17 protein-coding genes are annotated in these 17,977 nt (G+C 64.6%); 12 read left to right on the plus strand and 5 right to left on the minus strand.

Annotated elements, in window-relative coordinates:
- Genes D7325_RS06130 through D7325_RS06140 form a run of 3 tightly spaced genes read right to left on the minus strand, consistent with a single transcriptional unit; the run spans position 1 to position 2,456 of the window.
- Positions 1–771: a DnaJ domain-containing protein gene (locus D7325_RS06130; RefSeq protein WP_120994673.1), complete on the minus strand. Its 771-nt coding sequence runs from the start codon at positions 769–771 to the stop codon at positions 1–3.
- Positions 772–1,437, minus strand: a complete 666-nt coding sequence (murU, locus tag D7325_RS06135) for an N-acetylmuramate alpha-1-phosphate uridylyltransferase MurU (RefSeq protein WP_120994674.1) — start codon at positions 1,435–1,437, stop codon at positions 772–774. It abuts the gene before it with no gap.
- Complete coding sequence (locus D7325_RS06140) at positions 1,434–2,456, minus strand: aminoglycoside phosphotransferase family protein (protein WP_120994675.1); 1,023 nt, start codon at positions 2,454–2,456, stop codon at positions 1,434–1,436. Before D7325_RS06140 ends, murU begins: the two co-directional genes overlap by 4 nt.
- A gap of 127 nt (positions 2,457–2,583) precedes the next feature.
- Between D7325_RS06140 and D7325_RS06145 the strand changes: the two genes are divergently transcribed.
- The 11 genes from D7325_RS06145 (at position 2,584) to D7325_RS06195 (ending at position 16,467) form a co-directional block, all read left to right on the plus strand.
- Complete coding sequence (locus D7325_RS06145) at positions 2,584–5,322, plus strand: LPS-assembly protein LptD (protein WP_120994676.1); 2,739 nt, start codon at positions 2,584–2,586, stop codon at positions 5,320–5,322.
- Positions 5,303–6,607 (plus strand): peptidylprolyl isomerase, encoded by a 1,305-nt coding sequence (locus D7325_RS06150; RefSeq protein ID WP_120995099.1) that lies wholly within the window; start codon positions 5,303–5,305, stop codon positions 6,605–6,607. The genes D7325_RS06145 and D7325_RS06150 overlap by 20 nt, the downstream gene beginning before the upstream one ends.
- Entirely contained in the window at positions 6,604–7,605 is a 1,002-nt protein-coding gene (pdxA, locus tag D7325_RS06155; RefSeq protein WP_120994677.1) for a 4-hydroxythreonine-4-phosphate dehydrogenase PdxA, read from the plus strand. The genes D7325_RS06150 and pdxA overlap by 4 nt, the downstream gene beginning before the upstream one ends.
- A gap of 115 nt (positions 7,606–7,720) precedes the next feature.
- Entirely contained in the window at positions 7,721–8,542 is an 822-nt protein-coding gene (gene rsmA / locus D7325_RS06160) for a 16S rRNA (adenine(1518)-N(6)/adenine(1519)-N(6))-dimethyltransferase RsmA (RefSeq protein WP_120994678.1), read from the plus strand.
- On the plus strand, positions 8,532–8,912 hold the full coding sequence (apaG, locus tag D7325_RS06165; RefSeq protein WP_120994679.1) for a Co2+/Mg2+ efflux protein ApaG: 381 nt from the start codon (positions 8,532–8,534) through the stop codon (positions 8,910–8,912). Before rsmA ends, apaG begins: the two co-directional genes overlap by 11 nt.
- 27 nt (positions 8,913–8,939) lie before the next feature.
- Entirely contained in the window at positions 8,940–9,764 is an 825-nt protein-coding gene (locus D7325_RS06170; protein ID WP_120994680.1) for a symmetrical bis(5'-nucleosyl)-tetraphosphatase, read from the plus strand.
- Positions 9,761–10,090 (plus strand): thiosulfate sulfurtransferase GlpE, encoded by a 330-nt coding sequence (gene glpE, locus D7325_RS06175; protein ID WP_120994681.1) that lies wholly within the window; start codon positions 9,761–9,763, stop codon positions 10,088–10,090. The genes D7325_RS06170 and glpE overlap by 4 nt, the downstream gene beginning before the upstream one ends.
- 282 nt (positions 10,091–10,372) lie before the next feature.
- Positions 10,373–12,295 carry a PrkA family serine protein kinase gene (locus D7325_RS06180; protein WP_120994682.1) on the plus strand — a complete coding sequence of 641 codons (1,923 nt, stop codon included), beginning with the start codon at positions 10,373–10,375 and terminating at the stop codon, positions 12,293–12,295.
- A gap of 95 nt (positions 12,296–12,390) precedes the next feature.
- On the plus strand, positions 12,391–13,662 hold the full coding sequence (locus tag D7325_RS06185; RefSeq protein WP_120994683.1) for a YeaH/YhbH family protein: 1,272 nt from the start codon (positions 12,391–12,393) through the stop codon (positions 13,660–13,662).
- A 7-nt stretch (positions 13,663–13,669) separates the two neighbouring features.
- Positions 13,670–15,220, plus strand: coding sequence for a SpoVR family protein (locus D7325_RS06190; protein WP_120994684.1), 1,551 nt, complete (start codon positions 13,670–13,672; stop codon positions 15,218–15,220).
- Positions 15,221–15,273: 53 nt separating this feature from the next.
- Complete coding sequence (locus D7325_RS06195; protein ID WP_120994685.1) at positions 15,274–16,467, plus strand: multifunctional CCA addition/repair protein; 1,194 nt, start codon at positions 15,274–15,276, stop codon at positions 16,465–16,467.
- On the opposite strand, the gene folK is transcribed toward D7325_RS06195, so the two are convergent.
- Positions 16,462–16,986, minus strand: coding sequence for a 2-amino-4-hydroxy-6-hydroxymethyldihydropteridine diphosphokinase (folK, locus tag D7325_RS06200; RefSeq protein WP_120994686.1), 525 nt, complete (start codon positions 16,984–16,986; stop codon positions 16,462–16,464). The genes D7325_RS06195 and folK overlap by 6 nt on opposite strands.
- A complete protein-coding gene (gene folB, locus D7325_RS06205) occupies positions 16,983–17,336 on the minus strand; it encodes a dihydroneopterin aldolase (protein WP_120994687.1) in 354 nt (117 codons plus the stop codon). The genes folK and folB overlap by 4 nt, the downstream gene beginning before the upstream one ends.
- A gap of 63 nt (positions 17,337–17,399) precedes the next feature.
- Between folB and plsY the strand changes: the two genes are divergently transcribed.
- A complete protein-coding gene (gene plsY, locus D7325_RS06210) occupies positions 17,400–17,969 on the plus strand; it encodes a glycerol-3-phosphate 1-O-acyltransferase PlsY (RefSeq protein WP_120994688.1) in 570 nt (189 codons plus the stop codon).
- The last annotated feature ends 8 nt before the right edge of the window (positions 17,970–17,977 follow it).

Genomic DNA, 17,977 nt, shown 5'->3' on the forward strand with positions numbered 1-17,977 from the left:
TCAACGAAAACCGCGTCGCTCGCGGATCAGGGCATAGGCTTTTTGCAGCTCACGCGTCCGATCCGTCGCCTCCCTGATCTCGGCAGGCGTTGCGCCGCGCCCGGCGAGCTTGTCGGGATGGTGCCGGCTGAGCAGGCGCCGGTAGGCTCGCTTGATGGCCGCAGGTTCGCTGTCGTCCCGCACGCCCAGCAGCGCAAGCGCTTCACGGTACGCACTGCCACGTGCAGCGGGGGCCGACGCCGCTGACCGCGCGCCCGGATCGAGCGCCGCGACGGCCACGGCATCCCAGCCCATCCAGCGCCCCCACAACAGGATCAGCTCATGCGCGCGCGAATCCAGCGTGCCGCCTGCCCGCGCCATGCGCCAGCAGGCCTGGAGCCAGCGTCGGGCGGCTTCCTCCCGCTCCCGCAACGGCATGAGCGCCTTGCGCAGCCCTTCGCCGTCGCTCGCCTTGCCGCGATAAAAGGCCTCGATGCAGCTGCGCTGGGTTTCGGATGACAGGCCCAGGCGACGCATCTCATCCCGGGCAGCCCGAATATGCGCCTCGCTCACCCGACCCCCGCTCTTGGCCAGTCGGCCGAGGAGGAAAAACAGCAAGGCATCGTCCGCCAGGCTCCCTTCGCCCCGGACACGGGCGCGCAGGCTCGCCAGCGAGTCGAGGCCGAAGCGTCGGTCCAGTACCTGGCCGATCAATGCCCCCAGCAAGCCCCCTGGCACGCTGGCAAGCAACCAGCCAGCAATCGCGCCGAGCACCGTCATCGGCCAGAACATTCAGCGACGCGCCTCGGCAAGACGCTCGGCCTGTGCGAGACGCTCGGGCGTCCCGACATCGACCCACGCGCCTGAATGATGCTCGCCACTCACCTGGCCCCGCGCGATCGCCTTGCGCAGCAGCGGCGCCAGCTTGAAGGCGCCCGGCTCATAGCCCTCGAACAGTGCCGAATGCAGCACGGCGATACCGCTGTAGGTGAGCGCCGAATCGCCGTCGAGCGACACCTGTCCCTGATTCAGGGAGAAATCGCCTTGAGGGTGATGGGGCGGATTATCGACCAGTACCAGATGTGCCAGGCCATCGAGCGGACGGCGCAGCACCGCCGGATCGAAATCGGTCCAGATGTCGCCATTGATCACCAGAAAGGGCGCCGCGCCGATCAGCGGCAGCGCGTTGAAAATGCCGCCTCCGGTTTCCAGCGGCTCGCCTTCGGCCGAATAGCGGATCGAGAGGCCGAACCGGGCACCGTCGCCCAGATAGTCCTCGATCTGCTGCCCGAGCCAGGCGTGATTGATGATGACCTCGGTGAAGCCTGCCCGGCCCAGCGATCGCAGGTGATGCTCGATCAATGGCATGCCGGCGACAGGAATGAGCGGCTTGGGCGTGTGCAAGGTCAGCGGGCGCATCCGTTCGCCCTTGCCCGCAGCCAGGATCATGGCCTTCACGCTTCGATCTCCACACCCAGGCTGTTCAGAAGTGAACCCAGCGCGTGCAGCTCCGGCCGTCGCGCGAGCGCCCCTTGCAAGTAGGCGAAGAAGCGCGGCACGTCGGCGAGATAGCGGGGCTTGCCATCGCGATGGCAAATGCGCGCGAAGATGCCGATCACCTTCAGGTGGCGCTGCGCGCCCATCAGGTCGCTGGCACGCTGGAAGTCCTCGAAACGCTCGGGCACAGCGATGCCCGCCTGGCGCGCGCCCTCCCAGTAGGTCCGCAGCCATTGCTGGGCCTGCTCTTCGGGCCAGCTGAGAAAGGCATCCTTGAACAGGCTGGTCGCGTCGTAGCTCACCGGGCCGAGCACCGCATCCTGGAAGTCCAGGACCCCTGGATTCGGATCGCTGGCCATCAGGTTGCGCGGCATGTAATCGCGGTGGACCACCACCTGCGGCTGGTCGAGCGCCGAAGCGACCAACAGCTCGCAGACCTCATCCCAGGCGGCGCGCTGGGCGGCGTCCAGCGACCGACCGAGGTGCCGCTCGACATACCACTCGGGGAACAGCGCCAGTTCGCGCATCAGCAGCGCGCGGTCATAGACGGGCAGCGCCAGCCCCTCCACGGGCAACCGCTGAAAGCGAATCAGGCTATCGATCGCATCGGCGAACAGCGCATCGGCATTGCTCGCATCGATGACGTCCAGGTAGGTGCGTCGCCCCAGATCGGACAGCAGCAGAAAGCCGCGGTCCAGATCCTGCTCGTGGATGCGGGGCACATTCACGCCGGCGCTGGCCAGGAGTGCGGCCACCTCGACGAACGGACGACAGTTCTCTTGCGGCGGCGGCGCGTCCATCAGAATCAACGACCGGCCCGCGCCTTCCCAGCGAAAATACCGACGAAAGCTCGCGTCGCTGCTGGCTGGCGTCAGTGTGCCCGCGGGCACGTCGCCCCAGCCCTCTCTGGAAAAAACCAGCGGCAGCATGTCATCGAGCCAGGCGCTGGCCTCCTGCAAACGGGAGTCGGTTTGGGTCATCGAGCGGTCTCCACGGCGCTAGCCGTTAACGGGGTCATGCTTTATTATCCAGCATCTTTTTCAGCCCATCGAGAGGCCTGTGGCCAGCCGGCCGTCGGCTCGCAGGAAGCCCGGACTAATAAACAAGATGGCAGTCAAATTCCCCGCGTTTCGCAGAAAATTCCCTCTCCTGGTCACTGGCAGCCTCTTCGTTCTTCAGCCGATGACGGCGCTGACCGTCTCCGCTGCCGAGCAGTTCGATTGCCAGGCCGGTCCCTCCGGCGGCTGGGCATGCGCACCTATGGACGGTCGCGCCAACCTCCCCCCCCGCCCCGTCGAGACGACGCCGGCACAGGCTCCGACGACCAAGCCACAAGCCGTCACGGAACGGGGCACGAAGCCAGTCGCCGCCAGCCGCGGGCAGGACTACAGCTATCTCGACTGGGTACCGCGCGATCAACTGAGCGCCGCCCAGCTCGCCGAAATCGGTCCTTACTGCGCCGGCACCTACATCGAACCGCCGCGTCCCGGCCGGCTCGACGACACGCCGCTGAGCGAGGCACCGACCTATGTATCGGCCAAGGCATCCCGGTACGAGCAGGCGACCGAGACCGCGACGCTGGCCGGGGATGTGGTTCTGCGACAGGGCAGCATCCAGGTCGAGGCGGACGAAGCGACCCTGCACCAGCTGGAGAATCGTGGCGAGCTGATTGGCGATGTCCGCCTGCGCGATCGCGGCACCCTTGTCGTGGGCGACCGTGCGGAGCTGATGCTCGATACCGGCGAGGCGCAGATCGATAACGCCGAGTACGTGATGCACGAGGCCGAAGTGCGTGGCTCCGCGAAATACGTCAAGCGCGAAGAGACCGCTGTCATCCGCCTCAAGGACGGCACCTATACCCGCTGCGAGCCCGGCAACAACGCCTGGTCGCTCAAGGGCAACAACGTCACGCTGAACCCCAACACCGGCTTCGGCTCTGCGACCAATGTAACCCTGCGGGTGAAAGACATTCCGGTGTTCTATACGCCGTACCTGTATTTCCCCATCGACGACCGTCGCCAGTCCGGCTTCCTCGCGCCGAGCATCGGCACCTCCAGCGACACCGGCCTGACGCTGCTGACGCCCTATTACTTCAACCTCGCGCCCAACTTCGACGCAACGCTCTACCCGCAATACATGAGCGATCGCGGCCTGCTGATGGAGGGGGAGTTCCGTTACCTCACCCGCGGCAGCGAAGGCCAGGTCGGTGCGGCGTATCTGAAGGACAGCGATGACGAGCGCGAGCTCCAGTCCGAATACGAAGACACCCGCTGGATGTACAGCTGGCAGCACCGCAGCGGACTCGACGAACGCCTGCTGGCCGAGATCGACTACACCGACATCAGCGATCCCTATTACTTCCAGGATCTCGATACCGGCCTCGGCATCGACCAACCGGACCATCTCGATCAGCGCGGCACGCTGACCTATCGCGGCCAAAGCTATACCGCCGCGCTCAACCTGCACGCCTACGAGCGCGCAACGGTGCTGGACGTCACGCCCTATGACCGGCTGCCGCAACTGACTCTCAACGGAACCCTGCCCTACGACGCTGGCGGTTTGCAGTTCACCTACGCCAGCGAACTGGTCCGCTTCGATCGCGACCTGCGCGAAGGAAACTTCATCAACGAGAACGGCGACCCCGAACTCTGGTATGACGCCCGGCTGCGCGGACTGACCCGTGCCAACGGCACGCGCCTGCACCTCAAGCCAGGCGTGAGCCTGCCAATGGACTGGTCTTGGGGCTTCTTCGAGCCCTCCGTCAAGTACGCCTACACGCAGTACGACCTGGAGCTCGATTCGATCGGGCGCAGCCAGGTGACGGGCTTCGAGGACAATCCCGACCGCAGCCTGCCGATCGTCAGCGTCGACAGCGGCCTGTATTTCGACCGCGACACCCAATGGTTCGGCAACCCGTATCGTCAGACGCTCGAACCTCGCCTGTTCTATCTCTACGTACCGGAGGAAGATCAGTCCGAGATCCCGGTGTTCGACACCGGCGAATACAGCTTCGGTTACTCCTCGCTGTGGCGTGAGAACCGCTTCAGCGGCCCCGATCGCATCGGCGATGCCAACCAGGTTTCGCTCGGCGTCACCAGCCGCTGGATCGAGCCGAACGGCTTTGAACGCCAGCGCATCAGCCTTGGCCAGATCTATTACTTCAAGGATCGCGAAGTCCAGTTGCCAGGCCTGTCGGCAGACCGTGCCGATGCGACGTCCGACGTATCGCCCTACGCCCTGGAATACCAGTACCGCTACAACCAGGACTGGCGCTTCACCTCGACGTTCAACTGGGACCCGGACGAAGGCCGGACCCGTTCGGGCAGCGCGATGTTCCACTACCAGCCAGCGGACAACCCCAACAAGGTCATCAACCTCGGCTATCGCTATCGCAACGACACCATTCGCTTCGACCAGGCCAGCGGCGAATGGGTCTATGGCGGCGACTTCGGACGCCCCGAATACGCCACCGACAACGATCCGAGCACTACGTACATCCAGGACTACTACAAGATCCAACAGCACGACTTCTCCACGATCTGGCCGATTCTGCCGCAGTGGAGCGTCATCGCGCGCTGGCAGTACGACTACAGCCGCAACCGCACCCTCGAAGCCTTCGGTGGTTTCGAGTACGACAGTTGCTGCTGGAAGCTGCGCCTGATCAATCGCTACTGGGTGGACTACGAAGAGGCCAGCCTCAACCCGAGCCTGAACGACGAGCCGGATCGCGGCATCTTCCTGCAAATCGTCCTCAAGGGCCTGGGCAACGTATTCGGCAGCAGTACCGAGTCTTTCCTCGACAAAGGAATCCAGGGTTACCGTGAACGTGAAGACCAAGCTTTCTAACCACCTGCGTCCGCTGCTGCTGTGCGCGGCGACGCTTTTCGGCGCCTGCGCCAGCTCCGCCTGGGCCGCCGTCGAACCCCTCGATCGCGTCGTGGCGATCGTCGACAACGACGTGATCATGCAGAGCCAGCTCCAACAACGCGTCGAAGAGGTTCGGCAGACGTTCGCCAAGCGCGGCGCCGAAGCGCCGCCCTCGGACGTGCTGCAGCAGCAGGTGCTGGATCGACTGATCCTGGAAAACCTGCAATTGCAGATCGGAGAACGGTCGGGTATCCGCATCAGCGACGAAGAGCTGAACCAGGCGGTGGAGACCATCGCCCAGCGCAACGGGATGAGCCTGGAGCAGTTTCGCCAGGCGCTGGCACAGGACGGCCTGGGCTATGAGGAAGCGCGCGAGCAGATCCGCCGCGAAATGATCATCAGCCGGGTGCGCCAGCGGCGCATCGCCGACCGCATCCAGGTCTCCAAGCAGGAGGTGGAGAACTTCCTCGCCTCCGACCTGGGCCAACTGCAGCTGGCCGAGGAATACCGGCTGGCCAACATCCTGATCCCGGTGCCGGAGAGCGCTGGCTCGGAGGAGATCGACAAGGCCGAGCAGCTGGCTCAGGACACCTACCGTCAGTTGCAGAACGGTGCCGATTTCGCTCAGCTCGCGGCATCGCGCTCGGCGAGCGAGAACGCCCTGGAAGGCGGCGAGATGGGATGGCGCAAGGCCGCTCAGCTACCGCCTCCCTTCGATAGTCTGGTCAGCGAGATGAGCGTCGGCGAAGTGACCGAGCCCATCCGCACCCCGCCGGGCTACATCCTGGTGAAGGTGCTCGACAAGCGCGGCGGGGGCGAACAGGTCCGCAACGAGGTGCATGTCCGCCACATCCTTATCAAGCCCAGCGCCATTCGCACCGACGAAGAGAGCCGCAAGCTGGTCGAGCGCCTGCGCGAGCGAATCGTTGCGGGCGAAGATTTCGCCACGCTGGCCCGCAATTTCTCGGAAGACCCGGGCTCGGCGCTCAATGGCGGCGACCTCGACTGGATCGATCCCGAAGCGCTGGTCCCCGAATTCCGCGCCGTGATGGCCGAAACCGCTGCCGGCGAGCTGTCCCAGCCGTTCCAGACGCCTTATGGCTGGCACATCCTCGAGGTACTCGGACGCCGCGCGACCGATGCCAGCGAAGAGGTCCGCGAGCAGCAGGCGCAAGCCGCTCTGCGCAACCGTCGCTATGAGGAAGAGCTGCAGGCCTGGCTTCGCGAGATTCGCGACGAAGCCTACGTGGAGATCAAGCTCTGAGCGCGACCGCCCTTCGGCGCATCGCGCTGACGCCTGGCGAGCCGGCCGGCATAGGCCCGGATCTGTGCCTCATGCTGGCGCGTGAGGCGCAGCCCCACATCCTGATCGCGATCGCCGACATACAGATGCTGCAAGCGCGCGCCCGCGCCTTGCAGCTTCCCGTGTCGATCGTTCCGGTCGGGCCGGGTAACTGGCCCCGCCAGCCAGCCGATGCCGGCGCCCTTTTCGTCTGGAACACCCCCCTGACCCGCCCGGCCGTGCCCGGGCAGCTCGACACCGCCAACGCGGCCTACGTGATCGAAACCCTGACGCGCGCCGGCAAAGGCTGCCTGGACGGTGACTTCGATGCCATGGTCACCGCGCCCGTCCACAAGGGCGTGATCAACGAAGCGGGCGTGCCGTTTTCCGGCCATACCGAGTTCCTCGCCGAGCTCACCGCCACCGAGCAGGTGGTGATGATGCTGGCGACCGGCGATCTGCGGGTCGCGCTGGTTACGACCCACCTTCCGCTGAAGGATGTCGCGGCGGCCGTCACGGGCGATCGCCTCAAGCGCGTCGCACGCATCCTGCATGCCGATCTGGTCGGCAAGTTCGGCATCGAGCGTCCACGCATCCTCGTCTGCGGCCTCAACCCGCACGCTGGCGAAGGCGGGCACCTGGGGCGTGAGGAGATCGAGGTCATCGAACCGGCGCTCGTGCAGCTTCGTAGCGAAGGGATCGACCTGGTCGGCCCGCTGCCGGCCGACACCTTGTTCACACCCAAGCACCTTGCCCAGTGCGACGCCGTGCTGGCCATGTACCACGACCAGGGCCTTCCGGTGCTCAAGCACAAGGGTTTTGGCGCGGCGGTGAATGTCACGCTCGGCCTGCCGATCATCCGCACCTCGGTCGATCATGGCACCGCGCTCGACCTCGCGGCGACCGGCAACATCGATGACGGCAGTCTGCGAGTCGCCTTGCAGACCGCCTACCTGATGGCGGACAGCAAGGCGCGCTGACCGCCGGTCGTGGTTCGCGCGCGCCGCATCCTGTTGCACCATCCTCCGTTCCTCTGGAGCGCCTGCTAGAATCCAGCCCTTTTCCCGCTTGCCTGCGGGACAGATCGGAGCCGTGATGAGCGATACCTACCAGCACCGCGCCCGCAAGCGATTCGGCCAGAACTTCCTGCACGATGCGGGGGTGATCCATCGCATTCTGCGCGCCATCCACCCGAAGGCCGGGGAGCACCTGGTCGAGATCGGCCCCGGGCAAGGCGCACTGACCGAAGGGCTGCTCGACAGCGGTGCGAAACTGGATGTCATCGAACTGGACCTGGACCTCGTACCGCTGCTACGTGAGCGTTTCGGCGATCGCGAAAGCTGGTCGCTGCATCAGGGTGACGCGCTGAAGTTCGACTTCGCCCGCCTGAGCGACCGTCCTCGCAGCCTGCGAGTAGTCGGCAACCTGCCCTACAACATCTCGACGCCGCTGATCTTCCACTTGCTTTCCCACGCCGAACGCATCCATGACATGCACTTCATGCTGCAAAAGGAAGTCGTCGAGCGGCTGGCGGCTCAGCCGGGCGGGGGCGACTGGGGCCGGCTGTCGATCATGGTGCAGTACCACTGCCGCGTTGAGCACCTGTTCAACGTCGGACCCGGCGCGTTCAACCCGGCGCCCAAGGTCGACTCGGCGATCGTGCGGCTGGTGCCGCATGCGCAGCTACCTCATCCCGCGCAGGATGTACGCCAGCTCGAGCGCGTTGTGCGAGAGGCGTTCAATCAGCGGCGCAAGACCTTGCGCAATACGCTCAAGGGCCTGCTCGATGCCACGGCCATCGAATCGGCCGGCGTCGACGGCAGCCTGCGCCCCGAACAGCTCGACCTCGCCGCGTTCGTCCGGTTGGCCGACCAGCTGGCCAGCCGCACACCCGAAGGAGCCCGCGATGAGCGATAACCGCTACCGGATCGATGTCACGGTCTCGCCGCAATACCTGCCGGCACAGTCGCGGCCGGAACAAAACCGCTATGCCTTTGCCTACACCGTAACCATCGAGAACAACGGTGAGCTCGCCGCGCAGCTGCTTTCTCGCCATTGGATCATCACCGACGGCGATGGCCAGGTTCAGGAAGTGCGGGGCGACGGCGTCGTCGGCGAGCAACCGCTGATCGCGCCGGGCCAGCGGCACGTCTACACCAGCGGCACGCTGATGGCGACCGAAGTGGGCAACATGCAGGGCAGCTACCGGATGGTCGCGACCGATGGTCACGCATTCGACGCGCCAATCGCGCCGTTCCGCCTGGCGGTGCCAGGCGTACTGCATTGATCACCAGCCAGGAGGTGAACCGCACCCATGACCCTCTACGCCGTCGGTGACCTGCAAGGCTGCCTCGATCCGCTCAAGGCACTGCTCGCACAGGTCGACTTCAGCCCCTCGCGCGACTGCCTCTGGCTGGCCGGCGACCTGGTCAATCGCGGGCCGCAATCGCTGGAGGCGCTGCGCTTCGCGCGGGATCTCGGAAGCTCCGGGCTTACCGTGCTCGGCAATCACGACCTGCATTTGATCGCCGTCGCCCACAACATCGAGCGTCTGAAGAAGGCAGACACCCTCAAGGCCATCCTCGATGCACCTGATCGTGCCGACCTCATCGACTGGCTGCGCCGGCAGAAGCTGCTTCACCACGATCCGCAGCGCGACATCACCCTGGTGCATGCCGGCGTCCCACCGCCCTGGGGCCTGGCCAAGGCGTTGCGCCGGGCCGCCGAAGTGCAGGAGGCGCTGACCGATGACGCGCGACTATTGCCTTTTCTGGACGGGATGTACGGCAACCAGCCAGCGAAGTGGAGCCGTGAGTTGCAAGGCGTGACGCGCCTGCGGGTGATCACCAACTACTTCACCCGGATGCGGTTCTGCACCGCCGATGGCACCCTCGATCTCGAAACGAAGGAGGGCCTCGCATCGGCGCCGCCGGGCTTCGCCCCTTGGTTCAGCCACCCCGAGCGCAAGATGCGCGGCCGCACCATCGTGTTCGGCCATTGGGCCGCGCTCGAAGGTCGCTGCGACGAACCAGGCGTACATGCCCTGGACACCGGTTGCGTCTGGGGCAACTGCATGACACTGATGAACCTCGATACCGGTGAAACCCACCGCCAGGACTGCAAGGACATATCTCGATGAGCGAATTCAAGCGCATCTCCCCCGACGCCGCCCAGGCGCTGATCTCGAACGGCGCCGTGGTGGTCGATGTCCGCGACCCGCAGAGCTATGCCACCGCCCACATCGCAGGATCCTCCCACCTGGACAACCACTCGCTGCCAGACTTCATCGCGGCGGCCGACTTCGACCAGCCGCTGATCGTCACCTGCTATCACGGCCATTCCAGCCAGAGCGCCGCCGCCTACCTGGCTCACCGGGGCTTTGCCGAGGTGTACAGCCTGGACGGCGGCTTCGAGGAATGGCGGTCACGCTATCCAGCACTCGTACAGGCCGCGCCGGACCACTGAAACATTTTCTTTCGCTTGCCGAATACCTCCCCAGGCGGCGCGCGGCGGGCCGTCGCGCCAACGTTCCGCTTCCTCCCGTCGCCGCTTCGTAGCTCTCCCGCTTGACCTCCCCGAAAGCGAACTATCCTTCAGACAAGGCCATCCAAAAAGAGAAGCCAGTCCGCTGGTTTTAGGCCTAAGGTTTCGACCATTAGGCGTTCGGGGGAACTCCACTGGCCGCTACGGCCCGCTCCAGAATGCCTGGTGACCACACCTGCCCCTGTGCATCGACGAGGTGAAGTCATGAGCATTTTCAGCCACTTCCAACAACGATTCGAAGCGACCCGCCAGGAGGAGTATTCGCTCCAGGAGTATCTCGATCTATGCAAACAGGACCCGACCACCTACGCCTCCGCGGCCGAGCGGATGCTGATGGCGATCGGCGAACCGCAGATGATCGACACAGCGACCGATCCACGGCTGTCGCGCATCTTCGCCAACAAGGTGATCCGACGGTACCCGGCGTTCGCCGACTTCCACGGCATGGAAGACTGCATCGAGCAGATAGTGTCCTATTTCCGGCACGCCGCGCAGGGGCTCGAAGAGAAGAAGCAGATCCTCTACCTCCTGGGGCCGGTGGGCGGCGGCAAGTCATCGCTGGCCGAGAAACTCAAGCAGCTCATCGAGAAGGTGCCCTTCTACGCCATCAAGGGCTCGCCGGTGTACGAATCGCCCCTTGGCCTGTTCAACCCGGCCGAGGATGCGCAGATCCTCGAGGAGGACTACGGCATCCCCAGTCGCTACCTCAACTCGATCATGTCGCCCTGGGCCACCAAGCGCCTGCAGGAGTTCGGCGGCGACATCAGCCAGTTCCGCGTGGTCAAGCTGTATCCCTCGATCCTCAACCAGATCGCCGTGGCCAAGACCGAGCCCGGCGACGAGAACAACCAGGACATCTCCGCCCTGGTCGGCAAGGTCGATATCCGCAAGCTCGAGGAATTCCCGCAGAACGACCCGGACGCCTACAGCTACTCCGGCGCGCTGTGCCGGGCCAACCAGGGCCTGATGGAATTTGTCGAGATGTTCAAGGCGCCGATCAAGGTGTTGCATCCGTTGCTGACCGCCACGCAGGAAGGCAACTACAACAGCACCGAAGGCCTGGGCGCGATCCCCTACAGCGGCATCATCCTGGCGCACTCCAACGAGTCGGAGTGGCACACCTTCCGCAACAACAAGAACAACGAGGCGTTCATCGACCGCATCTACATCGTCAAGGTGCCCTACTGCCTGCGCGTGAGCGATGAGATCAAGATCTACGACAAACTGCTGACCAACAGCTCGCTGTCCCACGCCCATTGCGCGCCGGACACGCTCAAGATGCTGGCGCAGTTCTCGGTGCTGTCACGCCTGAAGGAGCCGGAGAACTCCAACATCTATTCGAAGATGCGCGTCTATGACGGCGAAAACCTGAAGGACACCGATCCCAAGGCCAAGTCGATTCAGGAGTACCGCGACACCGCCGGCGTCGACGAGGGCATGAACGGCCTCTCCACCCGTTTCGCCTTCAAGATCCTGTCGAAGGTCTTCAACTTCGACCCGCACGAAGTCGCCGCCAACCCGGTGCACCTGCTCTACGTGCTGGAGCAGCAGATCGAGCAGGAGCAGTTCCCGGCCGAAACCCGCGAGCGCTACCTTCGCTTCATCAAGGAATACCTGGCGCCGCGCTACGTCGACTTCATCGGCAAGGAAATCCAGACCGCATACCTCGAAAGCTACAGCGAGTACGGCCAGAACATCTTCGACCGCTACGTGCTGTACGCCGACTTCTGGATCCAGGACCAGGAGTATCGCGACCCCGAGACTGGCGAAATCCTCAACCGGGCCGCGCTCAACGAGGAACTGGAAAAGATCGAGAAACCGGCCGGCATCAGCAACCCGAAGGACTTCCGCAACGAGATCGTCAACTTCGTCCTGCGCGCGCGGGCCAACAACAACGGCAAGAACCCAAGCTGGCTGTCGTACGAGAAGCTGCGCGCGGTGATCGAGAAGAAGATGTTCTCCAACACCGAGGACCTGCTGCCGGTCATCAGCTTCAACGCCAAGGCCAGCAAGGAGGATCAGCAGAAGCACAACGACTTCGTCACTCGAATGGTCGAGCGCGGCTACACCGAGAAGCAGGTCCGCCTGCTATCCGAGTGGTATCTGCGGGTTCGGAAATCGCAGTAATCAAGAAGCCGCTCGAGGCTTGAGACCGGGGGCTGGACGACCATGCGACGCCGTCATCCAGCCTCCGGCTCTCAGCCCCAGCCCGGAGGGCTCGCATGAGCTACGTGATCGATCGTCGTCTGAACGGCAAGAACAAGAGCACGGTGAACCGCCAGCGCTTCCTGCGACGGTACCGCGAACACATCAAGAAGGCGGTGGAGGAGGCGGTCGGCCGGCGCTCCATCACCGACATGGAGCATGGGGAACAGATCAGCATTCCCGGGCGGGACATCGACGAGCCGGTGCTGCACCACGGCCGCGGCGGTCGCCAGACCATCGTCCATCCCGGCAACAAGGATTTCACGGCGGGCGACCGCATTCCTCGCCCGCAGGGCGGTGGCGGCGGCCAGGGCGCCGGCAAAGCCAGCAACAGCGGCGAAGGCATGGACGACTTCGTCTTCCAGATCACCCAGGAAGAGTTCCTCGACTTCATGTTCGAAGATCTGGAACTGCCGAACCTGGTCAAGCGCCACCTCACCGGGACCGACACCTACAAAACCGTTCGCGCCGGCATTTCCAACGAGGGCAACCCCTCGCGCGTCAACATCGTGCGCACCTTGCGCTCGGCCCATGCGCGGCGCATCGCGCTTTCCGGCAGTAGCCGGACGCGGCTCAAGGAAGTCAAAGCCGAACTGGCACGCCTGCGCACCGAGGAGCCGGACAACTTCGGCGACATCCAGGCCGCCGAACAAGAGATCGAACGGCTCAGCGCGCGCATCAATCGCGTGCCCTTCCTCGACACCTTCGACCTGAAATACAACCTGCTGGTCAAGCATCCGAATCCCAGCTCCAAGGCGGTGATGTTCTGCCTGATGGACGTCTCGGGCTCCATGACCCAGGCCACCAAGGACATCGCCAAGCGCTTCTTCATCCTCCTGTACCTGTTCCTCAAGCGGAACTACGACAAGATCGACGTGGTGTTCATCCGCCACCACACCAGCGCCAAGGAAGTGGATGAGGAGGAGTTCTTCTATTCCCGCGAGACCGGCGGGACCATCGTCTCCAGCGCGCTGAAGCTGATGCAGGAAATCATGGCCGAGCGCTACCCGATCAACGAATGGAATATCTACGCGGCGCAAGCGTCCGACGGCGACAACTGGAACGACGACTCCCCCATCTGCCGCGACATTCTGATCAAGCAGATCATGCCGTTCGTCCAGTACTTCACCTACGTCGAGATCACACCGCGCGAACATCAGGCGCTGTGGTACGAATACAACCAGGTGGGCGAAGCCTTCGCCGACTCCTTCGCCCAGCAGCAACTGGTCTCGGCGGGAGACATCTACCCGGTGTTCCGCGAGTTGTTCCAGCGTCGAATGACGACCTGAGGTGCGTATGAAGCGACAGCCAATATCGACCGAATCGGAATGGACCTTCGAGCTGATCCGAACCTACGACCGGGAGATCGGCCGCATCGCCGAGCGCTATGCGCTGGACACCTACCCCAACCAGATCGAGGTCATCACGGCCGAACAGATGATGGACGCCTATGCCTCGGTCGGCATGCCGCTGGGCTATCACCACTGGTCATACGGCAAGCAGTTCCTGCACACCGAAAAACACTACAAGCGCGGCCAGATGGGGCTGGCCTACGAGATCGTCATCAATTCCGATCCGTGCATCGCCTACCTCATGGAAGAAAACACCATGACCATGCAGGCGCTGGTCATCGCCCATGCCTGCTACGGGCACAACAGCTTCTTCAAGGGCAACTACCTGTTCCGCACCTGGACGGACGCCAGCTCGATCATCGACTACCTGGTCTTCGCCAAGCAGTACATCGCCGAGTGCGAGGAACGGCACGGCATCTCGGCGGTGGAAGACCTCATCGATTCCTGCCACGCGCTGATGAACTATGGCGTCGACCGCTACCGGCGGCCGTATCCGATTTCCGCCGAGGAAGAACGCCGTCGCCAGAAGGAGCGCGAAGAACACCTGCAACGCCAGCTCAACGACCTGTGGCGCACCATCCCGAAGCTGAACGAGCGGCCGGACGACCCCGACGAAAGCCGGCGCTTCCCCGCCGAACCGCAGGAAAACATCCTCTACTTCATCGAAAAGCACGCTCCACTGCTCGAACCCTGGCAGCGCGAGGTCGTGCGCATCGTGCGCAAGATCGCCCAGTACTTCTATCCCCAGCGCCAGACGCAGGTCATGAACGAGGGCTGGGCCACCTTCTGGCACTACACGCTGCTCAACGACCTGTACGACGAAGGCCTGGTGACCGACGGCTTCATGATGGAATTCCTCCAGTCGCACACGAGCGTGATCTTCCAGCCGGGGTTCGACAGCCCGTACTACAGCGGCATCAACCCCTACACCCTCGGCTTCGCGATGTTCCAGGACATTCGCCGCATCTGCGAGAACCCCACCGAGGAAGACAGGCGCTGGTTCCCGGACATGGCCGGCAGCGACTGGCTGTCCACGGTCAAGTTCGCCATGAGCAACTTCAAGGACGAGAGCTTCATCCAGCAGTTCCTGTCGCCCAAGGTCATCCGCGACCTCAAGCTGTTCAGCATCCTCGACGACGATCACCGGGACGAGCTGCTGGTACCGGCCATCCACGACGAGGACGGCTATCGCACCATCCGCGAGCTGCTCGCCGCTCAGTACAACCTGGGCAACCGCGAACCCAACGTACAGATCTGGAGCGTGAACCGTCGCGGAGACCGCTCGCTGACGCTGCGCCACCAGCAGCACGACCGCAAACCGCTGGGCGAATCGACCGAGGACGTGCTCAAGCACCTGCACCGCCTCTGGGGTTTCGATGTGCACCTCGAATCGATGCAGGACGACCAGATCGCCGCGACGCACCACATGCCGCCCCGTCCTGAGGGCGCCGACAGCCACTACCCCCGGCTGGACCTGTCGATCCCGCCGATCTGAACGGCATCCTGGCAGCCGCTTTGGCTTATCCTTCGGCGTCTGGAGGATAAGCCATGAACATCTACAAGGTTGGCGGCGCCGTACGCGACCGCCTGCTGGGCCGTCCGGTCACCGAAGTCGACTACGTGGTGGTCGGCGCCACCCCTGATGACATGCTGAGCCAGGGCTTTCGCCCGGTTGGCGCGGACTTCCCGGTGTTCCTGCATTCAGCGACCGGCGAGGAGTACGCGCTGGCCCGTACCGAGCGCAAGAGCGGTCGGGGCTATGGTGGTTTCACCTTCTACGCCAGCCCTGACGTCACGCTCGAGCAGGACCTGATCCGCCGCGACCTGACCATCAATGCGATGGCCGAGGACGACGACGGCCAAATCATCGACCCCTACGGCGGCCAACAGGACCTCGACAGCCGGCTGTTGCGCCATGTCTCCGACGCGTTCGCCGAAGATCCGCTGCGCGTGTTGCGGGTGGCGCGCTTCGCCGCTCGCTACGCGGACCTTGGCTTTCGCGTGGCCGATGAAACCCAGGCGCTGATGCGCCAGCTGGCCGAGTCCGGCGAACTGCGCGACCTCACGCCCGAACGCGCCTGGAAGGAAATTTCCCGCGCGCTGCTGGAGCCTCGCCCCGAGGTGTTCATTCAGGTCCTGCATGATTGCGGCGCCCTGGCCGAGCTGCTGCCCGACGTCGAACGGCTGCTGGTCAGCGGCGATGGAGACCACACGCTCGAGGTGTTGCGGCAAAGCGCACGGAGCGAGCAGCCATTGGCCGTGCGCTGGGCGTGCCTGCTGCTCGGCTTGGCCAGCGCACCGGCCGCCACCGACGCCGATGCGAGCTCTGATGGCGGGTTGGTCGCTATCGCTCGCATCAACGAGAGCACCAATCCACCGCGCGACTGCCAGGAGCTGGCGCTGCTGGCGGGCGAATTCCACGGCCTGGCGGTCCGCGCGCTGGCATTGCCGGCCGAGGCGTTGCTAGGTCTGTTGCAGCGTTTCGATGTCTATCGCCGCCCCGAACGGTTCGAGCATTTCATCGCCGTGTGCGAGATGGACGCCCGCGCCCATGGCAGTCGCCGCGCCGATGCCTTCGCTCAGGCCGCCTATCTGCGCAGTGCCGCGCAAGCGGTTCGAAGCGTTCAGCCAAGACCGCTGATCGAAGCCGGCTATCAAGGTGCCGCGCTGGGCGAGGCGATCAATCAGGCACGTCTTGCCACGCTGGCCGAGCACCGCGCCGCCTGGCCTCACCCGTCATGACAGGGAAAGCAGCAGCCCCTGCGGCGTGAGTGGCTGACCACGCCATTCGAACGCGACCGGCCAGAGCTGCTGGTCGATCCGCGCGTCCCGCCAGAGTTCAGCGAACGTACGGTCAACCGCCGGATGGCGCTGCGCCGGCGCGATCAAGGCCAGCGGCCAGAGCACGAACGCGTTGCGCAGTATTTCCGGCCGCGGCAACACCAGGCCATTGAAGGTGCCCACCTGATCGCCGTAGAGCAGGACATCGATATCCAGCGGCAGGCCCTTGCGCTCCGGCGCATAGCGCCCGTTGTCGGCTTCGATGAACTTGAGCCGGCGATCGATTTCCAGCAGCGGCAAGTCGGTCTGCCCGGCGACCACCAGGTTGTAGAAATTCCCGCTGCGAATGCCGACGGCCTGGCTTTCGAACACGGGCGAGCAGCGCATGTCGGTCAGCAGGCCGGCAAGCGCATCGAGCCCGGCGCTCAGGTGCCGCTCACGGTCGATGTTACTGCCAAGCCCCAGCAGGACGGGCGTCATGAGGAGGATCGCTCGATCTCGACGCCCATGCCGCGCGCGCGCGGGTGTACGCCCGGCTTGGTCACACGCAAGCGCATCCAGGGGATGCCGAAAGTCTCCATCAGCTCGGCGGCCAGCCGTTCGGCAAAGGTTTCCACCAGTTCGAAGCGCGCCGCCTGGGCGAACCGGTCGATGACCGCGGCAACCGCTGCGTAATCGAGCGCCTTGTCCAGCAGGTCGTCCGCCGCGGCGGGCCGGATGTCCCAGCCGAAGGTCAGATCGAGGCGCAGGCATTGGCGAATGCCGCGCTCCCAGTCGTACGCGCCGATGACCGTGTCGACTTCCAGCCCTTCGATGAACACCTTATCCACGCTACATTCTCCACGGCGCCGGGGGCTGAGGCGCTGACCACCAGGGAGCCCACGATGCATTCTATGTTCTGGCCGCTGCTGCTGCTCGCCTACCTGCTGGGCTCGCTGTCGTTCGCCATCCTGCTCAGCCGTATCGCCGGCATCGCTGACCCTCGTGGCGCCGGCTCGGGCAATCCCGGCGCGACCAACATGCTGCGCCTCGCCGGTCGCCGGCTGGCGATAGGCACGCTGATCGGCGACGCCTGCAAGGGCGCCTTTGCGGTTCTCATCGCCGCCGCCCTGCACATGCCGCTGACGCTGCAGGCGTGGATCGGGCTCGCCGCCGTGATCGGTCACCTGTTCCCGGTCTACTTCCGCTTTCGAGGCGGCAAGGGTGTCGCGACCGCCGCGGGCGCCCTGCTCGCGCTCTACCCCGCGGCGGCCGCCCTGGCGATAGCCATCTGGGTGCTGGTGATAGCCCTGACCCGCACCAGCTCGCTCGCCGTGCTGATAGCGCTGCCACTGTGCCTGCCGCTGATCGCCTGGCAGCGTCCGGCCATCCTGCTGCCGATCAGCCTCCTGGCGAGCCTCATCGTCTGGCGTCACCGAGGCAATCTGCGAGACCTGCTGGCGGGCCGGGAACGGCATTTCTGAATGCGGCA

This window comes from Stutzerimonas urumqiensis (assembly GCF_003640395.1).
GTDB lineage: Bacteria > Pseudomonadota > Gammaproteobacteria > Pseudomonadales > Pseudomonadaceae > Stutzerimonas > Stutzerimonas urumqiensis.